We start from the raw sequence: 19,081 nt of genomic DNA, 5'->3' as shown, positions 1-19,081 counted from the left end.
ATGGATCGTGCCAAAATGCGTGAAAGAATAGCAAGAAGAGCGGAAAAGGAAATTGAAGATGGTTTCTATGTCAACTTAGGAATCGGGATGCCTACACTGGTAGCCAACTACATTACAGAAAACAAACAGGTTGTTCTTCAATCTGAAAATGGATTACTTGGAATCGGACCTTATCCAGTTGAAGATGAAGTCGACGCTGACCTCATCAATGCAGGAAAAGAGACCGTTACGGCGATTCCAGGCTCCTCATATTTTGATAGTTCGGAGTCATTCGGAATGATTCGCGGAGGGCATATCAATATCGCCATCCTCGGTGGAATGGAAGTTGCCGAAAACGGGGACCTTGCCAACTGGATGATCCCAGGGAAGATGATCAAAGGAATGGGCGGAGCGATGGATCTCGTTCACGGAGCCCAGCGCATCATCGTCATCATGGAGCATGTCAATAAAGCAGGAGAGAGCAAAATCCTGAAAGAATGCACCTTGCCTCTGACAGGAAAAGGCGTCGTGCACCGCATCATCACGGATCGCGCTGTGATGGATGTCACGGATGAAGGATTACTGCTTCGTGAAGTAGCGAACGGCTTCTCCGTGGAAGATATCCAATCATCAACAGATGCGACATTGATCGTAGGGGAAGATGTGAAATTGGAAGCCTATTGAGTAGACAGAGCTGGTTAGAAGGGGCGAGTACCCCTTTTGACCGGCTTTTTTTGAGCCTGACTTTTGACTAAAATCATAAAAAGATTTATAACTATGACAGATAGGGGGAATCAGTACATGTCCAAGAAAAAGAAACAGGAAGCAGAAATGACCTTAAAGAATTCGATCAACCAGGATCTATTCGAACAATTAAAGCAGAAGAAGAAAGAGCTTGAAAAAGTAGAATCTGTGAAAAAGGAAGAAGAGCGTCTTAAAAAAATAGAAGAGAAAAAGCAGCGGGAAAAGAATAAGAGCTTTGAAGAGCTGCTGAATGAAAGCAGCATGGATTGGAAGAGTTACAAGGATTGATGAGGGATGTAAAAGTAGTACCTCATCAATCAGACTGGAAAGAAAAATTCGAAACAGAAAAGCGATCACTGGAAAAGATTCTCCCGGATTCAACCATCCATCATATCGGCTCGACGTCGGTGCCTGGCTTAGCCGCTAAACCGATTATCGATATCCTAATAGAAGTCCCTGACCTTGAGAGCATTAATGACAGGAAAGAAGAATTCAGCCAACTGGATTTTGTGGGAAAAGGGGAGAATGGTATCCCGAACCGTCGCTACTTTTATAAGGGAGAAGGGAATGAGAGAGCCGTACATCTTCATATTTTCCCTTATGGAATCGATCATGTGATCAGACACTTAGCGTTTCGTGATTATTTAAGAGAACACGAAACGGAAGCCCGACAATATGGTGAACTAAAATCAAGGCTTGCAAAAAAATTCCCACATGATATGGAAGGCTACATTCAAGGGAAAGATCAATTTGTGAAGGACTTGGAAAAAATGGCGGTAAATTGGTATAAAAAAAATAAGCGGGAAGGGAATTAAGAACCCTGACCCGCTTATTTTTTTGTTCACTCAATCCCTATGTTGCTCATACCGTGATAATTTAGTTAAGTGTTTAAGCATTTCCAGCGCCTCAGTAGATAGAGGGCTCGCATTGACAGCATCAATATTCTCCTGAAGCTGCTGAACAGAACTGGCTCCCGGAACCACGGCTGCAACCGATTGGTGGGAAAGAATATATTGGAGGGCAAGCTCATTCATTTTGCGCTGGTCTCCCATTTTGCTATGAATGGATTCGATCGTTTCTTGAAGCTCTTGATAAGAATAGTCCAGATACCCACTCTCTTTCATTTTCGAAGAAGCTTTGGAAAGCATTTTCTCAGAAAGAAGTCCTTTTGCCAAAGGCCCCCGAACCACGATATTCACCTTATTCTCATTCAATAGGTCCATCCATTCTTCCGGCCGGCGATCCAGTAAGCTGTACTGCATCATCACGCTCTCTATGGAAGAACTCTTCAGGAATCGCTTAATGACATTCGGGCGGATGGAGGAGATTCCATAATGGCGGATCAAACCATCACTCTTTAATTCTTCAAATGCTTCGATCGTTTCATCAAAATGATCTTCAATGGTCCCGCCATGAAGCTGATAAAGATCGATATAGTCCACTTTCAGGCGGGATAAGCTATCCTTGACGGCAGACTTGATATAGGATTTGGAAGGATCCCAGCGCCAGCCATCTTCCACGTCATCCCAGCGATTTCCTACCTTTGTGGCAAGAATAATGTCGTCTCGGACCCCGTGGATGGCTTTACCCACAATTTCTTCATTTTGACCAAAGTCATATAAATCAGCGGTATCAAGATAATTGATCCCATTCTCTAAAGCGTGTTGTACAATTTCCTTGGCAGCTGTCTCTTCGGTTCCAAGTGACATACAACCGAGTCCCATCTTTGATACAAATAAATCGGAGTTTCCTATTTGTCTTTTTTCCATTGTATCCGTCCTTTCGACATTAGCACTCTCTATTATATTAACGAAAGTGGGGACGAATAAACAAAAGATACGGCTGGTTTCAACGATTGGCTTCGATCCATTCCTTCACCGTGGAGTAGATTTGATTATATTGCTTCAGCTTCTCCCTGATTTCCCATGCTTTACCTACCAGGATGATCCGGTCTTTTTCAGCAATCACCTTCAAGGGGTTTCACCTCGATCCTCGAATGGGATATGGTAAAATGTATGAGGACAAGGTCAACGACAGAACAAGGAGAGTTGAGCGGATGAAAAAATTTGAAGAAAAGACGATTAAAACGGAAACCATCTATCAAGGGAAAATCATTGATCTTCAGGTGGATGAAGTAGAGCTTCCCAATGGAAAGACTTCCAAGAGAGAACTGATTAAGCATCCTGGGGCTGTTGCTGTTATTGCGTTAACACCAGAGGGGAAGCTTGTCATGGTAGAGCAATATCGCAAAGCGTTGGAGAAATCCATCATCGAAATTCCTGCAGGGAAGCTAGAGCCCGGGGAAGAGCCCGGTAAAACAGCCATTCGTGAATTGGAAGAGGAAACGGGCTACGGATGTGGGAACCTGGAGCATTTGATTTCGTTTTACACGTCTCCAGGATTTGCAGATGAGCTGGTTCACTTGTATATCGCTCACGACCTTTATCCCATTCAGGAATCGAAAGAAACGGATGAAGATGAATTTGTAGAGTTGATTGAAGTAACAGTCGAGGAAGCGGCGCAGCTTATAAAAGAACAGCGGATTTACGATGCAAAAACGGCTTATGCCGTTCAATATCTGCAACTGCAAAATAAGAGTTAAGGTGAAGGAAGCTGGACTCCTAAGGAGAAGGAGGCCAGCTTCCTTATTTTTTGATAAATTCTGGTAAAATACGCATATAATGAAAAATTGACGCAATTACGACTGATTGTGACGCAATTACCCCGGATTTCGACGCAATAAATAGCAAATTGGCGCAATCGGCCATCACTTCCAGTTTTCGAAGCGCCAATCCCCAGTTCTGAGATCATATTTCACTCTCTAAATGGACTAATAATGACTGAACTGCCATACGATTCGTTATTCAGTAGTGGAATGTTCATGAATTCATAAGCTTTGTAACCCAATCAATCTCCAAGAATATCAAATCTTAATTGAGGTCTGCTGGAATCAGAGAATAAACACATGTATCACGTGCGTCTGTCCCATTTTCATCAAGATGATCATGACGAATAATGCCTTCTAGCGTAAATCCCAGTTTTTCAGGTACTCTTTTGGAACCTGCATTTCTATCATCGCAGCGAATTTCCACCCGCTTGCAGGAGAGTTCGTTTAAGGCGAAATGTGTCAACGCGTTTACCGCTTCAACGATATACCCTTTTTTTGTGTGCTTCGTGTGAAGCCAATATCCGATCTCCACTTTTGGCACGTCCCAGTCGATGCGGTGAAACCCTGTAGACCCAATGAATCCATCAGTATCTTTGAGATAAATATGTAGTCGAATGTCGGTCTTCTTTATGAATTCTGCATAGGAATCCCGGACCCCGGCCTCCACCTCTTCAAGGGTTTGTGCTTTCCGGGCGAAGGGAAGCCACTGCTTCAATTCGTTTCTGGATTCCTGGATGGCATTAAAGACGTCAGGACCGTCCCCGGGCATGCATGGTCTAATGTAGAGGCGGGATGTTTCAATCCTATCAGGAAACTCGATTAAACTTGTTTTGTCCAAAATATGTCCCTCCACTTCCATAATAAGGTTTCTATGATTATACGTTTATCTCCATGGAAGTTCAATAGAATAGAAGAGAGGAGAATAAACGTGTCCCTCCCCACATATAGATTAGTAATCGATATCTAGGAGGAGCACTGTGATGCGCAAAAAAATATCAAATTCAAATCCACTCGTCCAACATGTACAAGCACATTCCTCAATCTATTTATTTATCATTACGTTGTTTTTAATGGGGATTATTTTTGGAGCAATCGTGGTTAATTCATTGTCTTTTGCCCAAAAGGAAGACCTCTATTTCTATTTAAGTAAGTTCTTTAGTGAAATGGAAGATGGGAGTATGACGTCAGCAGAAGAACTGTTCCGTCAGAGTTTCCTTCATAATGTAAAGTACCTTGGGTTGATGTGGTTACTGGGAATCTCTATTATTGGACTCCCCCTCATCTTCGTTCTATTATTTATGAAGGGTGTAGTGGTCGGATTTTCGGTAGGTTTTTTGGTGAATCAAATGGGGTGGAGCGGATTTTTATTATCCTTTGTAAGCGTCTTACCGCAAAATATCATCATTATTCCGGCGTTTATTTTCATCGGAGCGATCAGCGCAAGTTTCTCCCTAACGTTGATTCGAAAGATTTTCATGAGGCAGACTTCATCCATGCAGTTTCAAATGATTCCGTTTTTATCCAGATACGTGATTTTCTTAGTGGTAGCAATCGGAATTGTCACAATTGCAGCCAGTATTGAGGCTTATCTTTCCCCGAATTTAATGGAAGCGGTTATTTCGAAAATAAAATAAAACGATTCTTATATAAGAATCGTTTTATTTGTTTAATTATAATAATTTTATTTTGCTTATTCCTCCCTTTTTGATATAATAGTAAAGACATTGACGAGGGAGGAGAGGACCATGGAAAGCCGTATTGAACGAATAAAAAAACAACTTCATTCTGCCAGCTACAAGCTTACGCCACAGCGCGAAGCAACGGTACGCGTGTTATTAGAACATGAAGAAGATCACCTAAGCGCCGAAGATGTATACCTCCTCGTTAAGGAAAAATCTCCGGAAATTGGACTGGCAACCGTATATCGTACGTTGGAATTGCTATCTGAACTGAAAATTGTGGATAAAATCAATTTTGGCGATGGTGTATCCCGTTATGATCTCAGACAAGAAGGGGCAGCCCACTTTCATCATCATTTAGTATGCATTGAATGCGGAGCGGTCGATGAAATTCAAGAAGATCTCTTAGAAGACGTGGAAACGATTGTTGAACGAGATTGGAAGTTTAAAATAAAAGATCACCGCCTTACCTTTCATGGCATTTGTTCGAGATGCCAGGATAAAGAAGAGGACCCAGAAGAATAATATGATGCCTGAAAGCCTTAAAGACTCCTGTCGTTGTTTCTCTTTTGAAACATCCCATACATACTCTTTAAGGCTTTTTTACATACTCGAACAGAATTTTTTACAGTTTATAACTCCATAAGGTATAAAACAGTTTAAAAACGTCATAGCTTGTATTAATAGGAGTTAGTACCGATGTATATGGAGGACGACAGGATGATAAAAGGAATTCAAATGGTATGGCAGACCATTAAAGTGTTTATTTTGTTTACCGGATCAACGATTTTGTTTTACTATGGTATTATGTGGATCAGTGAAGAATACGAAGGCTATCACAGATATGATGAACCAGAGGGAGCAGCAGTCAAGGTGTATTCTTCTGTGACGGATGAAGAAAGCCATTGGTATGATCGGCTATTATTTTTTTATATGAACGGGGAGTAATGTAGTGTGGAAGACCATATTCAAGATTTCATGCACTTTTTAATAGTAGAAAAAGGACTGGCCAAAAATACGATAGAGTCGTACCAGCGTGACTTAAAGAATTATGCACTATACTTAGCGAAGGTGGAAGAAATATCGGAACTGAACGCCGTTTCGAGAATGAACATAGTCCAATTTCTAGGCCACTTAAAGAGTCAGGGGAAATCTTCAAAGACAGTTGCACGTCATGTTGCATCAATCCGATCCTTCCATCAATTTTTGTTAAGAGAGAAAGCGACGGAACAAGATCCGACTGTGCATATCGAGACACCGAAAACAGAGCGGACGCTTCCAAAGATATTAAGCATCGTCGAAGTGGAAGCTTTACTCGAAGCCCCTGAGGAATCTACACCACTTGGGATGAGAGATAAAGCAATGCTTGAAATCCTTTATGCGACTGGTATCAGGGTAAGTGAACTCATTCAACTAAAATTGGATGACGTCCATTTGACCATGGGATTTGTACGATGTATCGGGAAAGGGAACAAAGAGCGGATTATCCCCATCGGACAGACGGCAATGAATGTTCTTGAGAAGTACCTGGAAGATGCCCGGTTGAAATTAAGAAGCAAGAAGCACCGCGATGATCACCTGTTTTTGAATCATCATGGTAAAGGCCTGACAAGACAAGGTTTCTGGAAGAACTTAAAAGCTCTTGCGAAAAAAGCCAATATTGAAAAGGATCTGACTCCTCATACACTCAGGCACTCATTCGCGACCCATTTATTGGAGAATGGGGCAGACCTAAGGGCAGTTCAAGAAATGCTCGGTCATGCAGACATTTCCACCACACAAATCTATACACATGTAACGAAAACACGCTTAAAGGATGTATACTCACAATTCCATCCTCGAGCTTAAATGATGAAGAGAGAGATCTTAAAGAAAATAGAATTCTTTAAGGGATCTCTCTTGTTTTTTTGGAAAGGGAAAAGTAGAATATAGATGTCAGACTTCTGACGTTAAATCCTGTCGATTGCTATAATGCAGATAAGGGTAAGATACGATTATAGATCAAAAATGTAACCGCTTTTTTAAATAAGGAACACATATAGGAGGTTTACTTGAATGAGTAACTATACATACAAAAGAGTTCATTTAATCGTCATGGATTCAGTAGGAATTGGTGAAGCGCCTGATGCTGAATTATTCAATGATAAAGGAACGGATACGATTGGACATATTGCTGAACATATGAATGGACTGAACATGCCCAATATGGGAAAACTAGGGCTTTCCAATATAAAAGAAGTGAAGGGAATTGAAAAAGCTGACAAGCCGTTAGCATACTTCACGAAAATGCAGGAAGCTTCTGTCGGAAAAGACACGATGACTGGGCACTGGGAGATAATGGGTCTAAATATTGATAAACCGTTCAAAACGTATCCAGATGGGTTCCCGGAAAAATTGATTCAAAAGCTTGAAGCAGAGACAGGCAGAACGATCATTGGAAATAAGCCTGCAAGTGGAACTGAGATTATTGAAGAATTAGGAAAAGAGCACATGGAAACTGGAGCTCTTATTGTCTACACTTCCGCTGACCCTGTCCTTCAAATTGCAGCTCATGAAGAGATCATTCCGATTGAAGAGCAGTATAAAATTTGCGAAATCGCCCGTGAAATCACGAAAGAAGAGGAATACCTTGTAGGTCGTGTAATCGCTCGTCCATTCGTAGGTGAACCAGGCGAGTTCAAACGTACATCCAATCGTCACGACTACGCATTGAAACCTTTTAACCGTACCGTAATGAATGAACTGAAGGATTCCGGGTTTGACGTGGTCGCCATTGGGAAAATATCAGATATTTTCAATGGCGAAGGAGTGACCGAATCTATTCGTACGAAGCATAATATGCACGGAATGGACGGACTCATTAAATCTTTCGACCAAGACTTCACAGGCTTAAGCTTCCTGAATCTTGTCGATTTCGATGCTTTATACGGACATCGTCGTGATCCAGTAGGATATGGAAAAGCGTTAGAGGAATTTGATGCCCGCCTGCCTGAAGTATTCGAGAAAATGACAGAAGACGATCTTCTTATCATTACAGCCGATCACGGGAACGATCCAACGGCTCCAGGAACAGACCACACGAGAGAATACGTTCCACTTCTCGTTTATTCAAAACGCTTTGACGGAGGGAAAGAGCTACCTATCTCTGAAACATTCGCAGACATTGGCGCTACCGTGGCAGACAACTTTAATGTGACCATGCCTAAGTTTGGTCGAAGCTTCTTATCACAATTGAAATAAATATTCCGAGTGAAAAAATAGTGAAAGGGAGAGGGATGGAGGTGCAGGAACATCAGCCCAATTCCTCCTCTTTACTTTGAATGATAATAAAAGGAGTAATGAACATGAATTACGAAAACATCCAAAATGCAGCAAATCACTTAAAAAATCAATACACTGGGCAACCGAAAATTGGACTCATCCTGGGATCGGGATTAGGCGTCTTAGCCGATGAAATCCAAAACTCAGTAAAAATACCGTACAAAGAAATCCCTGACTTTCCTGTTTCTACAGTGGCAGGTCATGCCGGCCAGCTTGTTTTTGGTCAACTGGCAGGAAAAGAAGTTGTCGCCATGCAAGGGCGCTTTCATTATTATGAAGGGTATGGATTCGATAAAGTCACATTCCCCGTCCGCGTTATGAAAGAACTGGGCGTCGAAGTTTTGATCGTGACAAATGCTGCCGGCGGAGTAAATGAAAGCTTTAAGGCAGGAGATTTGATGCTGATTTCTGATCATATTAATAATATGGGTGGCAATCCACTAATTGGGGCAAACGATTCACGCTTAGGACCAAGATTCCCGGATATGTCAGAAGCCTATTGTAAAGTACTGCGTCAAAAAGCGAAAGAAATCGCGGAGAAGCTTTCTATTGAAGTTCAGGAAGGTGTCTACGTGGGGAATACAGGCCCTACATACGAAACGCCTGCTGAAGTTCGCCTTGCTCGTACGCTTGGTGGAGACGCGGTTGGAATGTCGACTGTACCTGAGGTGATTGTCGCTCGTCATGGAGGAATCAAAGTTCTCGGTATATCTTGCATTTCAAATATGGCTGCAGGTATCCTTGATCAACCTCTTTCACATGATGAGGTGATGGAGACAACTGAAATGGTACGTGCAAACTTCTTAGCATATGTGAAAGAAATTGTGACGTCTATCTAAGCGATGGAAGGTTCAAAATGATAACTAACTAAAGGGGAGGCCCCTTTGGCTAATACTATAAGAGCGGGTGAATATAATGAGAATGGTTGACTTAATAGAGAAGAAGCGTGAAGGTAAAGAACTTTCTACAGAAGAAATTAAATTTATCGTTGAAGGATATACAGATGGAAGCATCCCTGATTATCAGGTAAGTGCCCTGACAATGGCCATCTTCTTTAAAGATATGAGCGATAGAGAAAGAGCCGACCTGACAATGGCAATGGTCGAATCAGGAGATCAAATCGATCTGTCGGCGATTGAAGGAATTAAAGTAGATAAACACTCCACAGGCGGTGTGGGTGATACAACCACCCTCGTTCTCGGACCACTGGTTGCTTCCGTTGGCGTACCAGTAGCGAAGATGAGTGGAAGAGGTCTTGGACACACTGGAGGAACAATCGATAAGCTTGAATCCGTCGAAGGCTTCCATGTGGAAATTGAAAACGATGAATTTATCCGATTAGTGAACAAGAATAAGTTAGCCGTTATCGGACAAAGTGGTAATTTGACACCGGCTGATAAAAAGCTTTATTCACTACGTGATGTGACGGCAACGGTCAATAGCATTCCTCTCATCGCAAGTTCCATCATGAGTAAAAAAATAGCTGCTGGTGCGGATGCTATCGTACTTGACGTAAAAACGGGTGCCGGAGCTTTCATGAAAACACTGGACGATTCAAAAGACCTTGCCAAAGCAATGGTGAATATCGGAAACAACGTCGGCAGAAAAACAATGGCGGTCATTTCGGATATGAGTCAGCCACTGGGCTTCGCGATCGGAAACGCACTTGAAGTAAAAGAAGCGATCGATACGTTAAAAGGTGAAGGTCCAGAAGACTTAACAGAGTTATGCTTAACGCTTGGAAGTCATATGGTATACCTGGCTGAAAAAGCATCAACATTGGAAGAAGCGAGAGAGCTATTGCAGAAAGCAATTGAAAATGGATCAGCTCTTGAGAATTTCAAAGTATTCCTTGAATCACAAGGTGGAGATCCATCCGTTGTGGATGATCCTTCAAAGCTTCCACAAGCTCAGTACAAGATTGAGCTTGAAGCGAAAGAAGATGGCTATGTATCTGAAATTGTTGCAGATGCAGTAGGAACGGCTGCTATGTGGTTAGGGGCTGGCCGTGCGACGAAAGATTCTGTTATCGATTTAGCGGTTGGTCTTGAACTTCGCAAGAAAATTGGCGATTCGGTCAAAGCGGGAGATTCCCTTGTGACCATCTACAGCAATGAAGAGAACATTGAAAATGTAAAAGACAAATTATATGAAAGCATAAAAGTTACATCTGAAAATGTGAAAGCACCTACGTTGATTCATACAGAAATCACGGGTTGATTTTTAATTTTGATCGAGGCCTTTGCCAAGAGGATTATTTCTCTTTGGCAGGGGCTTTTTTTTATGAATTTGTAAGGAAATGCGAATACCGTATTATGGACAAATCAGCAATTGCAAGTGTGGAAGACGCAATTAACGTTGGAATTGACGCAATTAACGTCCAGATTGACGCAATTCCACCCCAAACAGACGCAATAAATCGAATTTTGACGCAATTATTCGTGAAAATGACGCATCGAACTTTCAATAGCACTCTCTCGAACTCAAAAGAGCTGATTTCACCAGACAAAAATGCTGCATCTCAGTGATCTTGATGTTTCATCCTTTATTTGAAGAATCCCCCTTTGAATTTAGCCATCTTTCAACCACTTACAACCTATCATCCATGAACCAACCCCACTTTTTTACCAATGTTTGTATAAAAATGATGCAGTTGGAAAAAATGGGTCTATGAGTATTGATTAAAAACGAGATTTGATTGGAGGACAGTTGGATGAAACGTTTTGCGTATATAGTAGTGACATTTGTTTTAGCAGCTTTTTTATTTCCTTCAATGGGGTTTGCCCAGGAGAAGAAATCGGAATTAGCTGAAGTAGCGAAATCAGCTATTTTGATTGAGCGGGATACTGGAACGGTGCTATATGAGAAGAATAGTCATGAAAAGCTGGCACCAGCATCCATGACCAAGATTATGACAATGATGTTGATCATGGAAGCCCTTGAAAAAGGTCAAATAAAGTGGGAAGACCAGGTTCGTGCAAGTGAATATGCCGCTTCGATGGGTGGATCACAAATCTTCCTGGAGCCCGGTGAGAGCATGTCTGTTGAAGAAATGCTTAAGGGAATTGCGATTGGATCTGCCAATGATGCATCAGTAGCCATGGCCGAGCATATTTCAGGAAGTGAAGAAGCCTTTGTCGAGAAGATGAACAAAAAGTTACAAGAGCTTGGGTTAAAAGACACTCATTTCAAAAACCCGACAGGCTTACCGTCCAAAGATCATTATAGTTCGGCACATGACATGTCCATGATGGCCAAAGAACTTCTAAAATATGAAGGAATCACCAAGTTTACAGGCAGCTATGAATCGTACTTGCGTGAAGATACGGATAAAAAATTCTGGTTGGTGAATACGAATAAATTGGTTCGTTTTTATGACGGAGTAGACGGGCTGAAAACGGGATTCACAAATGAAGCGAAATACTGTTTAACGGCAACGGCAAAGAAAGATAATATGAGAGTCATTGCTGTTGTGTTCGGAGCACCGACTCCTAAAGAGCGAAACAACGAGGTAAGTAAAATGCTGGATTATGCCTTCAATCAGTATTCAACCAAACCTCTCTTCAAAAAGGGGGACTCCCTGGCACAAGTGAAAGTATCGAAAGGGAAACAAAACAGAGTGGATGCAGTGACGGAAGAGCCGATCTCCCTGTTAACCCAAAAAGGTGAAAAACTGGATAAAGTGGAACAGAAGATAACACTTTCTAAAGACCTTAAGGCCCCTATCAAAAAAGGAGATAAAGTCGGGACCCTTGTCATCATGAACAAAGGGGAAAAAGTATTGGAAAGCACTCTCGTTGCAAAGAAAAGTGTGAAAGATGCAAGCTGGTGGGAGTTATACAAAAAATCCTTTGGACTTTTCACTAAAGTCGGAAAGTAAATCCACGACTCCTGATAAAAATAACCTCTAATTATGACGAATTCCTTCTAGTTTTGTCATGGAGAAGGAATTTATTAAAAGAATAGCGAAATGACTCACTATACGACAGAGAAGGAGGCTTTCTGATAGTGAGTCTTGCTATTAACTTAGAAGTCAAAAAAGATGTTTTGTGTGTCCGTTTAAGTGGTGAGTTGGATCATCATACTGCTGATGAGCTTAGGGAAAAAGCTTCGAATCTGATTGAAAGTGAGAATGTGAAGCATATCATTTTGAATTTAGAGGAATTAAGCTTTATGGATAGTTCAGGTTTAGGTGTGATTTTAGGCCGATACAAGCAGATCAAACAAAAGCACGGAGAGATGGTTGTGTGTGCGATTTCCCCTTCTGTAAACCGATTATTTGAAATGTCAGGGTTGTTTAAGATTATCCGTCTTGAGCCGTCTGAAGAAAACGCATTACAAAGATTGGGGGTCGCATAACATGAGAAATGAAATGAACATACAATTCAGTTCTTTAAGCCAAAATGAGTCCTTTGCCAGAGTTACCGTTGCTTCGTTTATTGCACAGTTAGATCCGACTATGGATGAATTGACTGAAATTAAGACAGTCGTATCGGAGGCCGTGACAAATGCCATCATCCACGGATATGAAAACAGACCAAATGGTACCGTTTATATTTCTGTCATTATGGAAGAGGATGGCTTCATAGATATGACCATTCGCGATGAGGGAATCGGGATTGGTGACGTAGAGGAAGCCCGTCAACCATTGTTCACGTCCAAGCCAGAGCTTGAGCGTTCTGGCATGGGCTTTACCATTATGGAGAATTTCATGGATGAAATAGAAGTGTCATCACACCCAGGTACAGGCACCACGGTAAGACTAAAGAAGCACTTGACCAATAGTAAAGCGCTATGCAATTAAGGAGTCGTGCCCATGGATGTCGAAGTTAAAAATGAAAAGGAACAGACCTTCTTGAAGGATCATGAGGTGAAAGAGCTCATAAAGCAGAGTCAGGACGGTGACCAAAGTGCCAGGGACTTAATTGTCCAAAAGAATATGCGCTTGGTTTGGTCTGTCGTCCAGCGCTTCCTCAATCGGGGATATGAACCTGATGATCTCTTTCAAATAGGCAGTATCGGGTTGCTGAAATCAGTGGATAAGTTTGATTTAAGCTACGACGTCAAGTTTTCAACTTATGCTGTACCGATGATCATCGGGGAAATCCAGCGGTTCATCCGGGATGACGGAACTGTAAAGGTAAGTCGTTCCCTGAAGGAGATGGGAAACAAGATTCGTAAAGCCAAGGATGAACTTTCCAAGAAATTTGGGAGGGTTCCGACGGTGAGTGAGCTTGCCGAACATCTGGAGTATTCGGTTGAAGAGGTGATCATGGCTCAGGAAGCAAGCAGGGCCCCTTCTTCGATTCATGAAACCGTTTATGAAAATGATGGAGATCCCATTACCCTTTTGGATCAGATTGCGGATAATAGCGATAATAAATGGTTTGACAAAATCGCCTTAAAAGAAGCCATAAGGGAACTGGATGATCGGGAACGGCTGATTGTGTATTTAAGGTATTACAAAGACCAAACCCAATCGGAAGTAGCAGATCGACTGGGTATATCCCAGGTCCAGGTATCGAGACTGGAGAAGAAGATATTACAAACAATGAAAGATCATATGCATACAGAATCTTAGGCAAAATAACCTTGTTGTTTCAAAGAATCATGTTGAAACGACAAGGTTATTTTTAATTTGTGAAGTGAATACAACATTTGAGTATATATTGACCCCACAATCTCCCTTTGAAATTGTTGCCATTTTCAAAAGCTCCGAACCTACAAAATCTATACTGTTTCTCACTTCCTCCTCCATGCATCTCAACTGGCCACTTGCAGCCATTACATAAATTATTTCCGTTAATCCATACTATTGGTACGAAGAGAAAATCATGTTTTCAGGAAGTGAACTGCATGGAAGGTATTTTGTATATACGCTTACGTCATCGAGTGCAGGTAAGGGAAGAGAGTACAGTCAAGCTTGGACAGCTTGCTCAAATCATAGCACCTGAAAATATTCTAGAAGAATTAAAGCAAATCCCGATCCATCAAGTGACGGCATCTGATAAGAATATCATTGTGGTCGATGTGATGAGGGTGATAAGAGAAATATGCAAGGACTTCTCAGATCTTGATATTCAAACGATTGGACCCACACAAAGTATTATTGAAGTGATCTATGAGAAAAAGAAAATCTCTCTTCCGCTCTTCATTGGCGTTTGGTTACTATTATTCATCGGTGCAGCCCTGGCAATTATGAATTTTCATGAAGATGTAAGTATGAGGGAGGTTCATCAGAGGCTGTATCATTTTGTAACTGGGGATGAGGATCCGCATCCATTATTATTTCAAGTTCCCTATTCATTCGGTTTAGGCCTTGGGATGATCTTATTTTTCAACCATGTGTTTCGAAAAAGACTTAATGAAGAGCCGAGTCCACTAGAAGTTGAAATGTTTAATTACCAGCAGGATTTAGATCAATATGTCATCATGCATGAAAATAAAGAAAGTCAGAAAAAATTAGATGACCATTAGCGTATTGATTACAGTATTTATTGGTTTTGCTGGTGGACTGGCAGTCGGTTCCGGGTTCGTAGCTTTTCTAACCGTATTAGGAATCATCCCAAGGTTAACTCAGTTAACAAAAACAATGAAAATGATTCACCACTATGAACTGGCCGTCATTACAGGTGCACTGGCAGGAGGATTTGTCAGCTTAAATAATTATACGCTGCACTTTTCCCCATTCGTTCTTATGCCCATCGGTTTAGCGAGCGGAGTGTTCATCGGGCTGTTGGCGGCTGCATTAACAGAGGTATTGAATGTGTTCCCGATCCTCGCAAAGCGGATTGGGATTGAAGGTCAAATCGTCATTCTCATTATGGCGATTGTATTTGGGAAAATTGTCGGCTCACTTTTTCATTGGCTCTACTTGGTTCATCAATAAACAGCAAGAGGCAGGGGTTCATATGGACGACAAAAGAAAAGTGATCCTGATTACAGATGGAGATGAATATGCCAAGCGGGCAATCGAGTGCGTGGCAAAGGAGTATGGAGGACGATGTATCTCAAGCTCTAAAGGAAATCCTTCTGTATTATCAGGACCAGAGGTTGTGAAATTAATCAGAAGTGCAAAGAATGACCCCGTCTTTGTGATGTTTGATGATAGTGGATTTATTGGAGAAGGTGCAGGCGAAAGGGCACTAAAGTATGTTGCGAACCACCCTGGCATAGACGTGCTCGGCATCATTGCGGTAGCCAGTAAAACCAGGCAGGCAGAATGGACAAGAGTGGATGTATGCATTGATAAATTTGGTGAATTGACTCCATATGGGGTAGATAAATTTGGTGTACCTGAAATGGATTTGGGAAGATTAACGGGAGATACGGTTTATTGCCTTGATGAGCTGGATGTTCCCGTTATCGTCGGGATTGGTGACATAGGCAAAATGGCCAAAAGGGATCACTACTCACAAGGTTCGCCCATTACGAAAAAGGCTGTTGAAATCATCTTGGAAAGGAGCGGATATCATGCCTGAGAAAACGAAAGAAATACCAATATCAAAAGATTTAGCTGTTATAGAAGAGTACATGAAGAATCATGTAGGATTAAACAAAAGCTTTGATTTAGGTGTCCGTAAACTCATGATTTTGAAAAAAGGAGTGCACATCTATTATATTAACGGGTTGACTGATGCTTCCTACATTATTCAAATAGTGGAGGAACTCGTTGAGATCAATGATCATGAGCGTGCAACGAGCCGATTATATGAGATTGTACATAATCGCCTTGTTCATCAATCGGTTGAGCCGGTTAAAACGATTGAAGAAGCAGTTGACGAAGTGCTATCAGGATTAATAGCAGTCTTTGTCGAAGGGTACGACGAGGCAATCATTGTTGATGTTCGTAGTTATCCCGGGCGACAGCCTTCAGAGCCTGATACTGAAAAGGTAGTACGTGGTTCCCGAGATGGTTATGTAGAGAATATTATTGTGAATACCGCTTTAACAAGACGAAGAATCCGGGATCCACGATTGAGGTTTGAAATATTTCGTATCGGGGAACGATCTAAAACTGACATTTCCATTGCTTATATAAATGATGTTGCAAATCCGAGCTTAATTGAAGTCATCAAGAAAGAATTGAAGAGTATTAAGATCGACGGATTAACGATGGCGGATAAAACGGTTGAAGAGTTCCTTGTGAAGCAAGGGTATAATCCATATCCTCTCGTTCGATACACTGAAAGAGCAGACGTCGCAGCCACTCACTTATTAGAAGGACATGTTCTTATTTTTGTTGATACTTCGCCGAGTGTCATCATTACACCAACGACATATTTCCATCACCTCCAGCATGCGGAGGAATATAGACAATCACCGGCTGTCGGGACCTTTGTCAGATGGACCAGATTCCTAGGGATATTAGCATCACTGTTTTTACTCCCGTTATGGTACCTATTTGTATTGGATCCTTCCCTCTTACCTGAAGTGATTAAATTCGTAGGGCCAAATGAGCAAACGAATATTCCTGTTATTGTACAGTTGTTCATAGCGGATTTCGGGGTTGAAATGTTCAGGGTGGCCGCCATTCATACTCCAACCCCATTATCCACTGCAATGGGTCTGATAGCGGCTGTCTTAATTGGACAAATAGCCATTGATGTAGGGTTATTTCAACCTGAAGTCATCCTGTATGTAGCCGTTGCATCCATTGGAACGTTTGCTACACCAAGTTATGAATTGAGTGCTGCGAACAAGATGGCCAGACTGTTCCTTCTAATTGCAGTTGCCTTCTTCCATATCCCTGGCTTGATGGTGGGTACAACACTTTTTATCTTATTCGTTACAAATATAAAATCTTTGAATACACCTTATCTGTGGCCGTTGATGCCATTCAGTCCTAAAGCATTCATGCAAATCCTGATTCGCCGCTCTATGCCGGGAGCAAAAATCAGACCTAGCATTGTGCAGCCGAGAAATAAGTATAAGCAACCTGCGAAATCTTAGAAATATTGCAACAACTCTCATTCTGTGGTAAATTACGTTTAATTAGAAGAGCATTAAAGAGGGGAATGAGACGTTTCATGTATCTTCATGGATCAGCAGAAATACAAAACGGTCATCTTACAATAGGTGGGGTGAGTACCACAAAGTTAGCAGAACAATATGGTACTCCCCTTTACGTTTATGACACAGCACTTATTAGAGAACGGGCAAGAGGATTTAAAGAGACGTTTGATTCCCTTGGAGTGAAGGCAGAAGTTGCCTACGCAAGTAAGGCATTTTCATGTATCGCGGTCTTTCAATTAATGAAAGAAGAGGGATTATCACTGGATGTGGTTTCAGGGGGGGAGTTATACACTGCGTTAAAGGCAGAATTTCCTCCTGAACGCATCCATTTTAATGGGAACAATAAGTCCAGGGAAGAACTGATGATGGCCATTGAAAACAAAATAGGCTGTATTGTCGTTGATAATTTTTACGAACTGGAACTTGTGAATGAAATTTCACTCTCCTCTGAACAAATGACAAAGGTTTTGTTAAGAGTGACGCCTGGGATTGAAGCCCATACTCATGATTATATACTAACCGGACAAGAGGATTCCAAATTCGGATTCGATTTGGGTAATGGCCAAGCTGAGGAAGCTATGAAAAAGGCGATGAGCCATGATGGGATTGAATTGTTGGGGTTGCATTGTCATATTGGATCCCAAATATTCGAAACAACAGGCTTCATTCTTGCTGCTAAGAAAATTATTGAGAAGGTAGCTCAATGGAAATCACAATATGATTTTGACCCTAAAGTAATCAATTTAGGCGGTGGCTTTGGTATTCGATATACGAAGGATGATGACCCGCTCCCGCCTGCTCTATATGTGAAGGAAATGATTTCTGCTGTAAAAGAGGAAGTTAAAAGATACAATCTCGAAATGCCGGAAATCTGGATTGAACCAGGTCGTTCCCTTGTGGGCGATGCAGGCACCAGCCTTTATAAATTGGGTTCAAGAAAAGAAGTACCAAACATCCGGAAGTACTTAGCGATTGATGGAGGAATGAGTGACAATATCAGACCCGCTCTCTATAAGGCGAAATATGAAGCCTTGATTGCGAATAAAGCAGACCAAACCCCGGAAGAAACTGTATCGATCGCTGGTAAATGCTGTGAATCAGGTGATATGTTGATCTGGGATTTACCCCTTCCTGATTCAGAAGCCGGTGACATTCTTGCCGTGTTCTGTACAGGTGCTTATGGATATTCCATGGCGAATAACTATAATCGTATTCCCCGTCCGGCTGTCGTGTTTGTAGAGAATGGAGAAGCCAGGTTAGCCGTTCAAAGAGAGACGTATGAGGATATGATTTCACTTGATGTAACGTTTAAATAAGCTAGAAAAGTAGTCTTTAAGTATATCGTACTTAAAGACTACTTTTTTATATACTGAATAACATACTTTAACAAATATTGATTTTACTATACAATAACAATGATATATAAAGGTGAATATAGTATAGACAAAGGAGTCATTTATGAAGATCAGCAATAAGGGGTTGTTTTTGTTTTTATTAGTAGCCGGCATAGTGTGGGGCGTCATCTACTGGATGTTCCTGGCTGGGAATTGATTGGTTAAAGTTGATTAATAAAAGTAAATTTAGTAAGATATATAAACATTCATATCAATTAAATTTCTAGTTTTTGTCTAAAATAGGAAATAAATAGATTAGGCATAAAACTTAACGAGGGGTA

23 protein-coding genes are annotated in these 19,081 nt (G+C 41.4%); 20 read left to right on the top strand and 3 right to left on the bottom strand.

Annotated elements, in window-relative coordinates; genetic code table 11:
* The 3 genes from AAEM60_RS14555 (at window position 1) to AAEM60_RS14545 (ending at window position 1,538) form a co-directional block, all read left to right on the top strand.
* On the top strand, window positions 1-663 hold the full coding sequence (locus AAEM60_RS14555; protein ID WP_299738158.1) for a CoA transferase subunit B: 663 nt from the start codon (window positions 1-3) through the stop codon (window positions 661-663).
* 117 nt (window positions 664-780) lie between these two features.
* The gene (locus tag AAEM60_RS14550) at window positions 781-1,011 is read left to right on the top strand and encodes a YqkE family protein (RefSeq protein WP_149157685.1); all 231 of its coding nucleotides are present in this window, start codon (window positions 781-783) and stop codon (window positions 1,009-1,011) included.
* Window positions 990-1,538 (top strand): GrpB family protein, encoded by a 549-nt coding sequence (locus AAEM60_RS14545; RefSeq protein WP_341356564.1) that lies wholly within the window; start codon window positions 990-992, stop codon window positions 1,536-1,538. The genes AAEM60_RS14550 and AAEM60_RS14545 overlap by 22 nt, the downstream gene beginning before the upstream one ends.
* A 30-nt stretch (window positions 1,539-1,568) precedes the next feature.
* Here AAEM60_RS14545 and AAEM60_RS14540 read toward each other — a convergent pair whose 3' ends face one another.
* Window positions 1,569-2,492 (bottom strand): aldo/keto reductase, encoded by a 924-nt coding sequence (locus AAEM60_RS14540; RefSeq protein ID WP_299738150.1) that lies wholly within the window; start codon window positions 2,490-2,492, stop codon window positions 1,569-1,571.
* A gap of 79 nt (window positions 2,493-2,571) precedes the next feature.
* The gene (mciZ, locus tag AAEM60_RS14535; RefSeq protein WP_341356563.1) at window positions 2,572-2,697 is read right to left on the bottom strand and encodes a Z-ring formation inhibitor MciZ; all 126 of its coding nucleotides are present in this window, start codon (window positions 2,695-2,697) and stop codon (window positions 2,572-2,574) included.
* 82 nt (window positions 2,698-2,779) lie between these two features.
* Between mciZ and AAEM60_RS14530 the strand changes: the two genes are divergently transcribed.
* Window positions 2,780-3,325 carry an NUDIX hydrolase gene (locus tag AAEM60_RS14530; RefSeq protein ID WP_341356562.1) on the top strand — a complete coding sequence of 182 codons (546 nt, stop codon included), beginning with the start codon at window positions 2,780-2,782 and terminating at the stop codon, window positions 3,323-3,325.
* 328 nt (window positions 3,326-3,653) lie between these two features.
* Here AAEM60_RS14530 and AAEM60_RS14525 read toward each other — a convergent pair whose 3' ends face one another.
* Entirely contained in the window at window positions 3,654-4,229 is a 576-nt protein-coding gene (locus tag AAEM60_RS14525; RefSeq protein WP_341356561.1) for a GNAT family N-acetyltransferase, read from the bottom strand.
* 142 nt (window positions 4,230-4,371) lie between these two features.
* On the opposite strand from AAEM60_RS14525, the gene spoIIM reads away from it, so the two are divergent.
* The 16 genes from spoIIM to lysA all read left to right on the top strand — a co-directional run bounded on the left by spoIIM (window position 4,372) and on the right by lysA (window position 18,722).
* Complete coding sequence (gene spoIIM, locus AAEM60_RS14520; protein WP_113967595.1) at window positions 4,372-5,025, top strand: stage II sporulation protein M; 654 nt, start codon at window positions 4,372-4,374, stop codon at window positions 5,023-5,025.
* A gap of 111 nt (window positions 5,026-5,136) precedes the next feature.
* Window positions 5,137-5,595 (top strand): Fur family transcriptional regulator, encoded by a 459-nt coding sequence (locus AAEM60_RS14515; protein ID WP_044340109.1) that lies wholly within the window; start codon window positions 5,137-5,139, stop codon window positions 5,593-5,595.
* Between the two features lie 195 nt (window positions 5,596-5,790).
* The gene (locus tag AAEM60_RS14510) at window positions 5,791-6,018 is read left to right on the top strand and encodes a YqzK family protein (protein ID WP_113967599.1); all 228 of its coding nucleotides are present in this window, start codon (window positions 5,791-5,793) and stop codon (window positions 6,016-6,018) included.
* Window positions 6,019-6,024: 6 nt separating this feature from the next.
* Window positions 6,025-6,918 carry a site-specific tyrosine recombinase XerD gene (gene xerD / locus AAEM60_RS14505; RefSeq protein ID WP_299738133.1) on the top strand — a complete coding sequence of 298 codons (894 nt, stop codon included), beginning with the start codon at window positions 6,025-6,027 and terminating at the stop codon, window positions 6,916-6,918.
* A gap of 207 nt (window positions 6,919-7,125) precedes the next feature.
* Complete coding sequence (gene deoB / locus AAEM60_RS14500) at window positions 7,126-8,310, top strand: phosphopentomutase (RefSeq protein WP_341356560.1); 1,185 nt, start codon at window positions 7,126-7,128, stop codon at window positions 8,308-8,310.
* A 104-nt stretch (window positions 8,311-8,414) separates the two neighbouring features.
* A complete protein-coding gene (locus AAEM60_RS14495) occupies window positions 8,415-9,230 on the top strand; it encodes a purine-nucleoside phosphorylase (protein WP_299738129.1) in 816 nt (271 codons plus the stop codon).
* A 76-nt stretch (window positions 9,231-9,306) separates the two neighbouring features.
* Complete coding sequence (locus tag AAEM60_RS14490) at window positions 9,307-10,611, top strand: pyrimidine-nucleoside phosphorylase (RefSeq protein WP_299738127.1); 1,305 nt, start codon at window positions 9,307-9,309, stop codon at window positions 10,609-10,611.
* Window positions 10,612-11,104: 493 nt separating this feature from the next.
* Complete coding sequence (locus AAEM60_RS14485; RefSeq protein WP_299738125.1) at window positions 11,105-12,271, top strand: D-alanyl-D-alanine carboxypeptidase family protein; 1,167 nt, start codon at window positions 11,105-11,107, stop codon at window positions 12,269-12,271.
* A gap of 128 nt (window positions 12,272-12,399) precedes the next feature.
* Window positions 12,400-12,750, top strand: a complete 351-nt coding sequence (gene spoIIAA / locus AAEM60_RS14480; RefSeq protein ID WP_044340116.1) for an anti-sigma F factor antagonist — start codon at window positions 12,400-12,402, stop codon at window positions 12,748-12,750.
* Window position 12,751: 1 nt separating this feature from the next.
* Complete coding sequence (spoIIAB, locus tag AAEM60_RS14475) at window positions 12,752-13,195, top strand: anti-sigma F factor (RefSeq protein WP_044340117.1); 444 nt, start codon at window positions 12,752-12,754, stop codon at window positions 13,193-13,195.
* Between the two features lie 12 nt (window positions 13,196-13,207).
* Entirely contained in the window at window positions 13,208-13,972 is a 765-nt protein-coding gene (sigF, locus tag AAEM60_RS14470; protein WP_299738117.1) for an RNA polymerase sporulation sigma factor SigF, read from the top strand.
* 275 nt (window positions 13,973-14,247) lie between these two features.
* A complete protein-coding gene (locus AAEM60_RS14465) occupies window positions 14,248-14,868 on the top strand; it encodes a stage V sporulation protein AA (protein ID WP_299738115.1) in 621 nt (206 codons plus the stop codon).
* Window positions 14,858-15,280, top strand: coding sequence for a stage V sporulation protein AB (locus AAEM60_RS14460; RefSeq protein ID WP_299738113.1), 423 nt, complete (start codon window positions 14,858-14,860; stop codon window positions 15,278-15,280). Before AAEM60_RS14465 ends, AAEM60_RS14460 begins: the two co-directional genes overlap by 11 nt.
* A 22-nt stretch (window positions 15,281-15,302) precedes the next feature.
* A complete protein-coding gene (locus tag AAEM60_RS14455) occupies window positions 15,303-15,872 on the top strand; it encodes a stage V sporulation protein AE (protein WP_299738110.1) in 570 nt (189 codons plus the stop codon).
* Entirely contained in the window at window positions 15,865-17,343 is a 1,479-nt protein-coding gene (locus AAEM60_RS14450; RefSeq protein ID WP_299738108.1) for a spore germination protein, read from the top strand. The genes AAEM60_RS14455 and AAEM60_RS14450 overlap by 8 nt, the downstream gene beginning before the upstream one ends.
* Window positions 17,344-17,420: 77 nt before the next feature.
* Complete coding sequence (gene lysA / locus AAEM60_RS14445; RefSeq protein ID WP_341358003.1) at window positions 17,421-18,722, top strand: diaminopimelate decarboxylase; 1,302 nt, start codon at window positions 17,421-17,423, stop codon at window positions 18,720-18,722.
* Window positions 18,723-19,081: the final 359 nt, after the last annotated feature.

The sequence above is a fragment of the Rossellomorea sp. y25 genome, assembly GCF_038049935.1.
Lineage (GTDB): Bacteria > Bacillota > Bacilli > Bacillales > Bacillaceae_B > Rossellomorea.
This window is presented reverse-complemented; position numbering and strand designations above follow the sequence as displayed.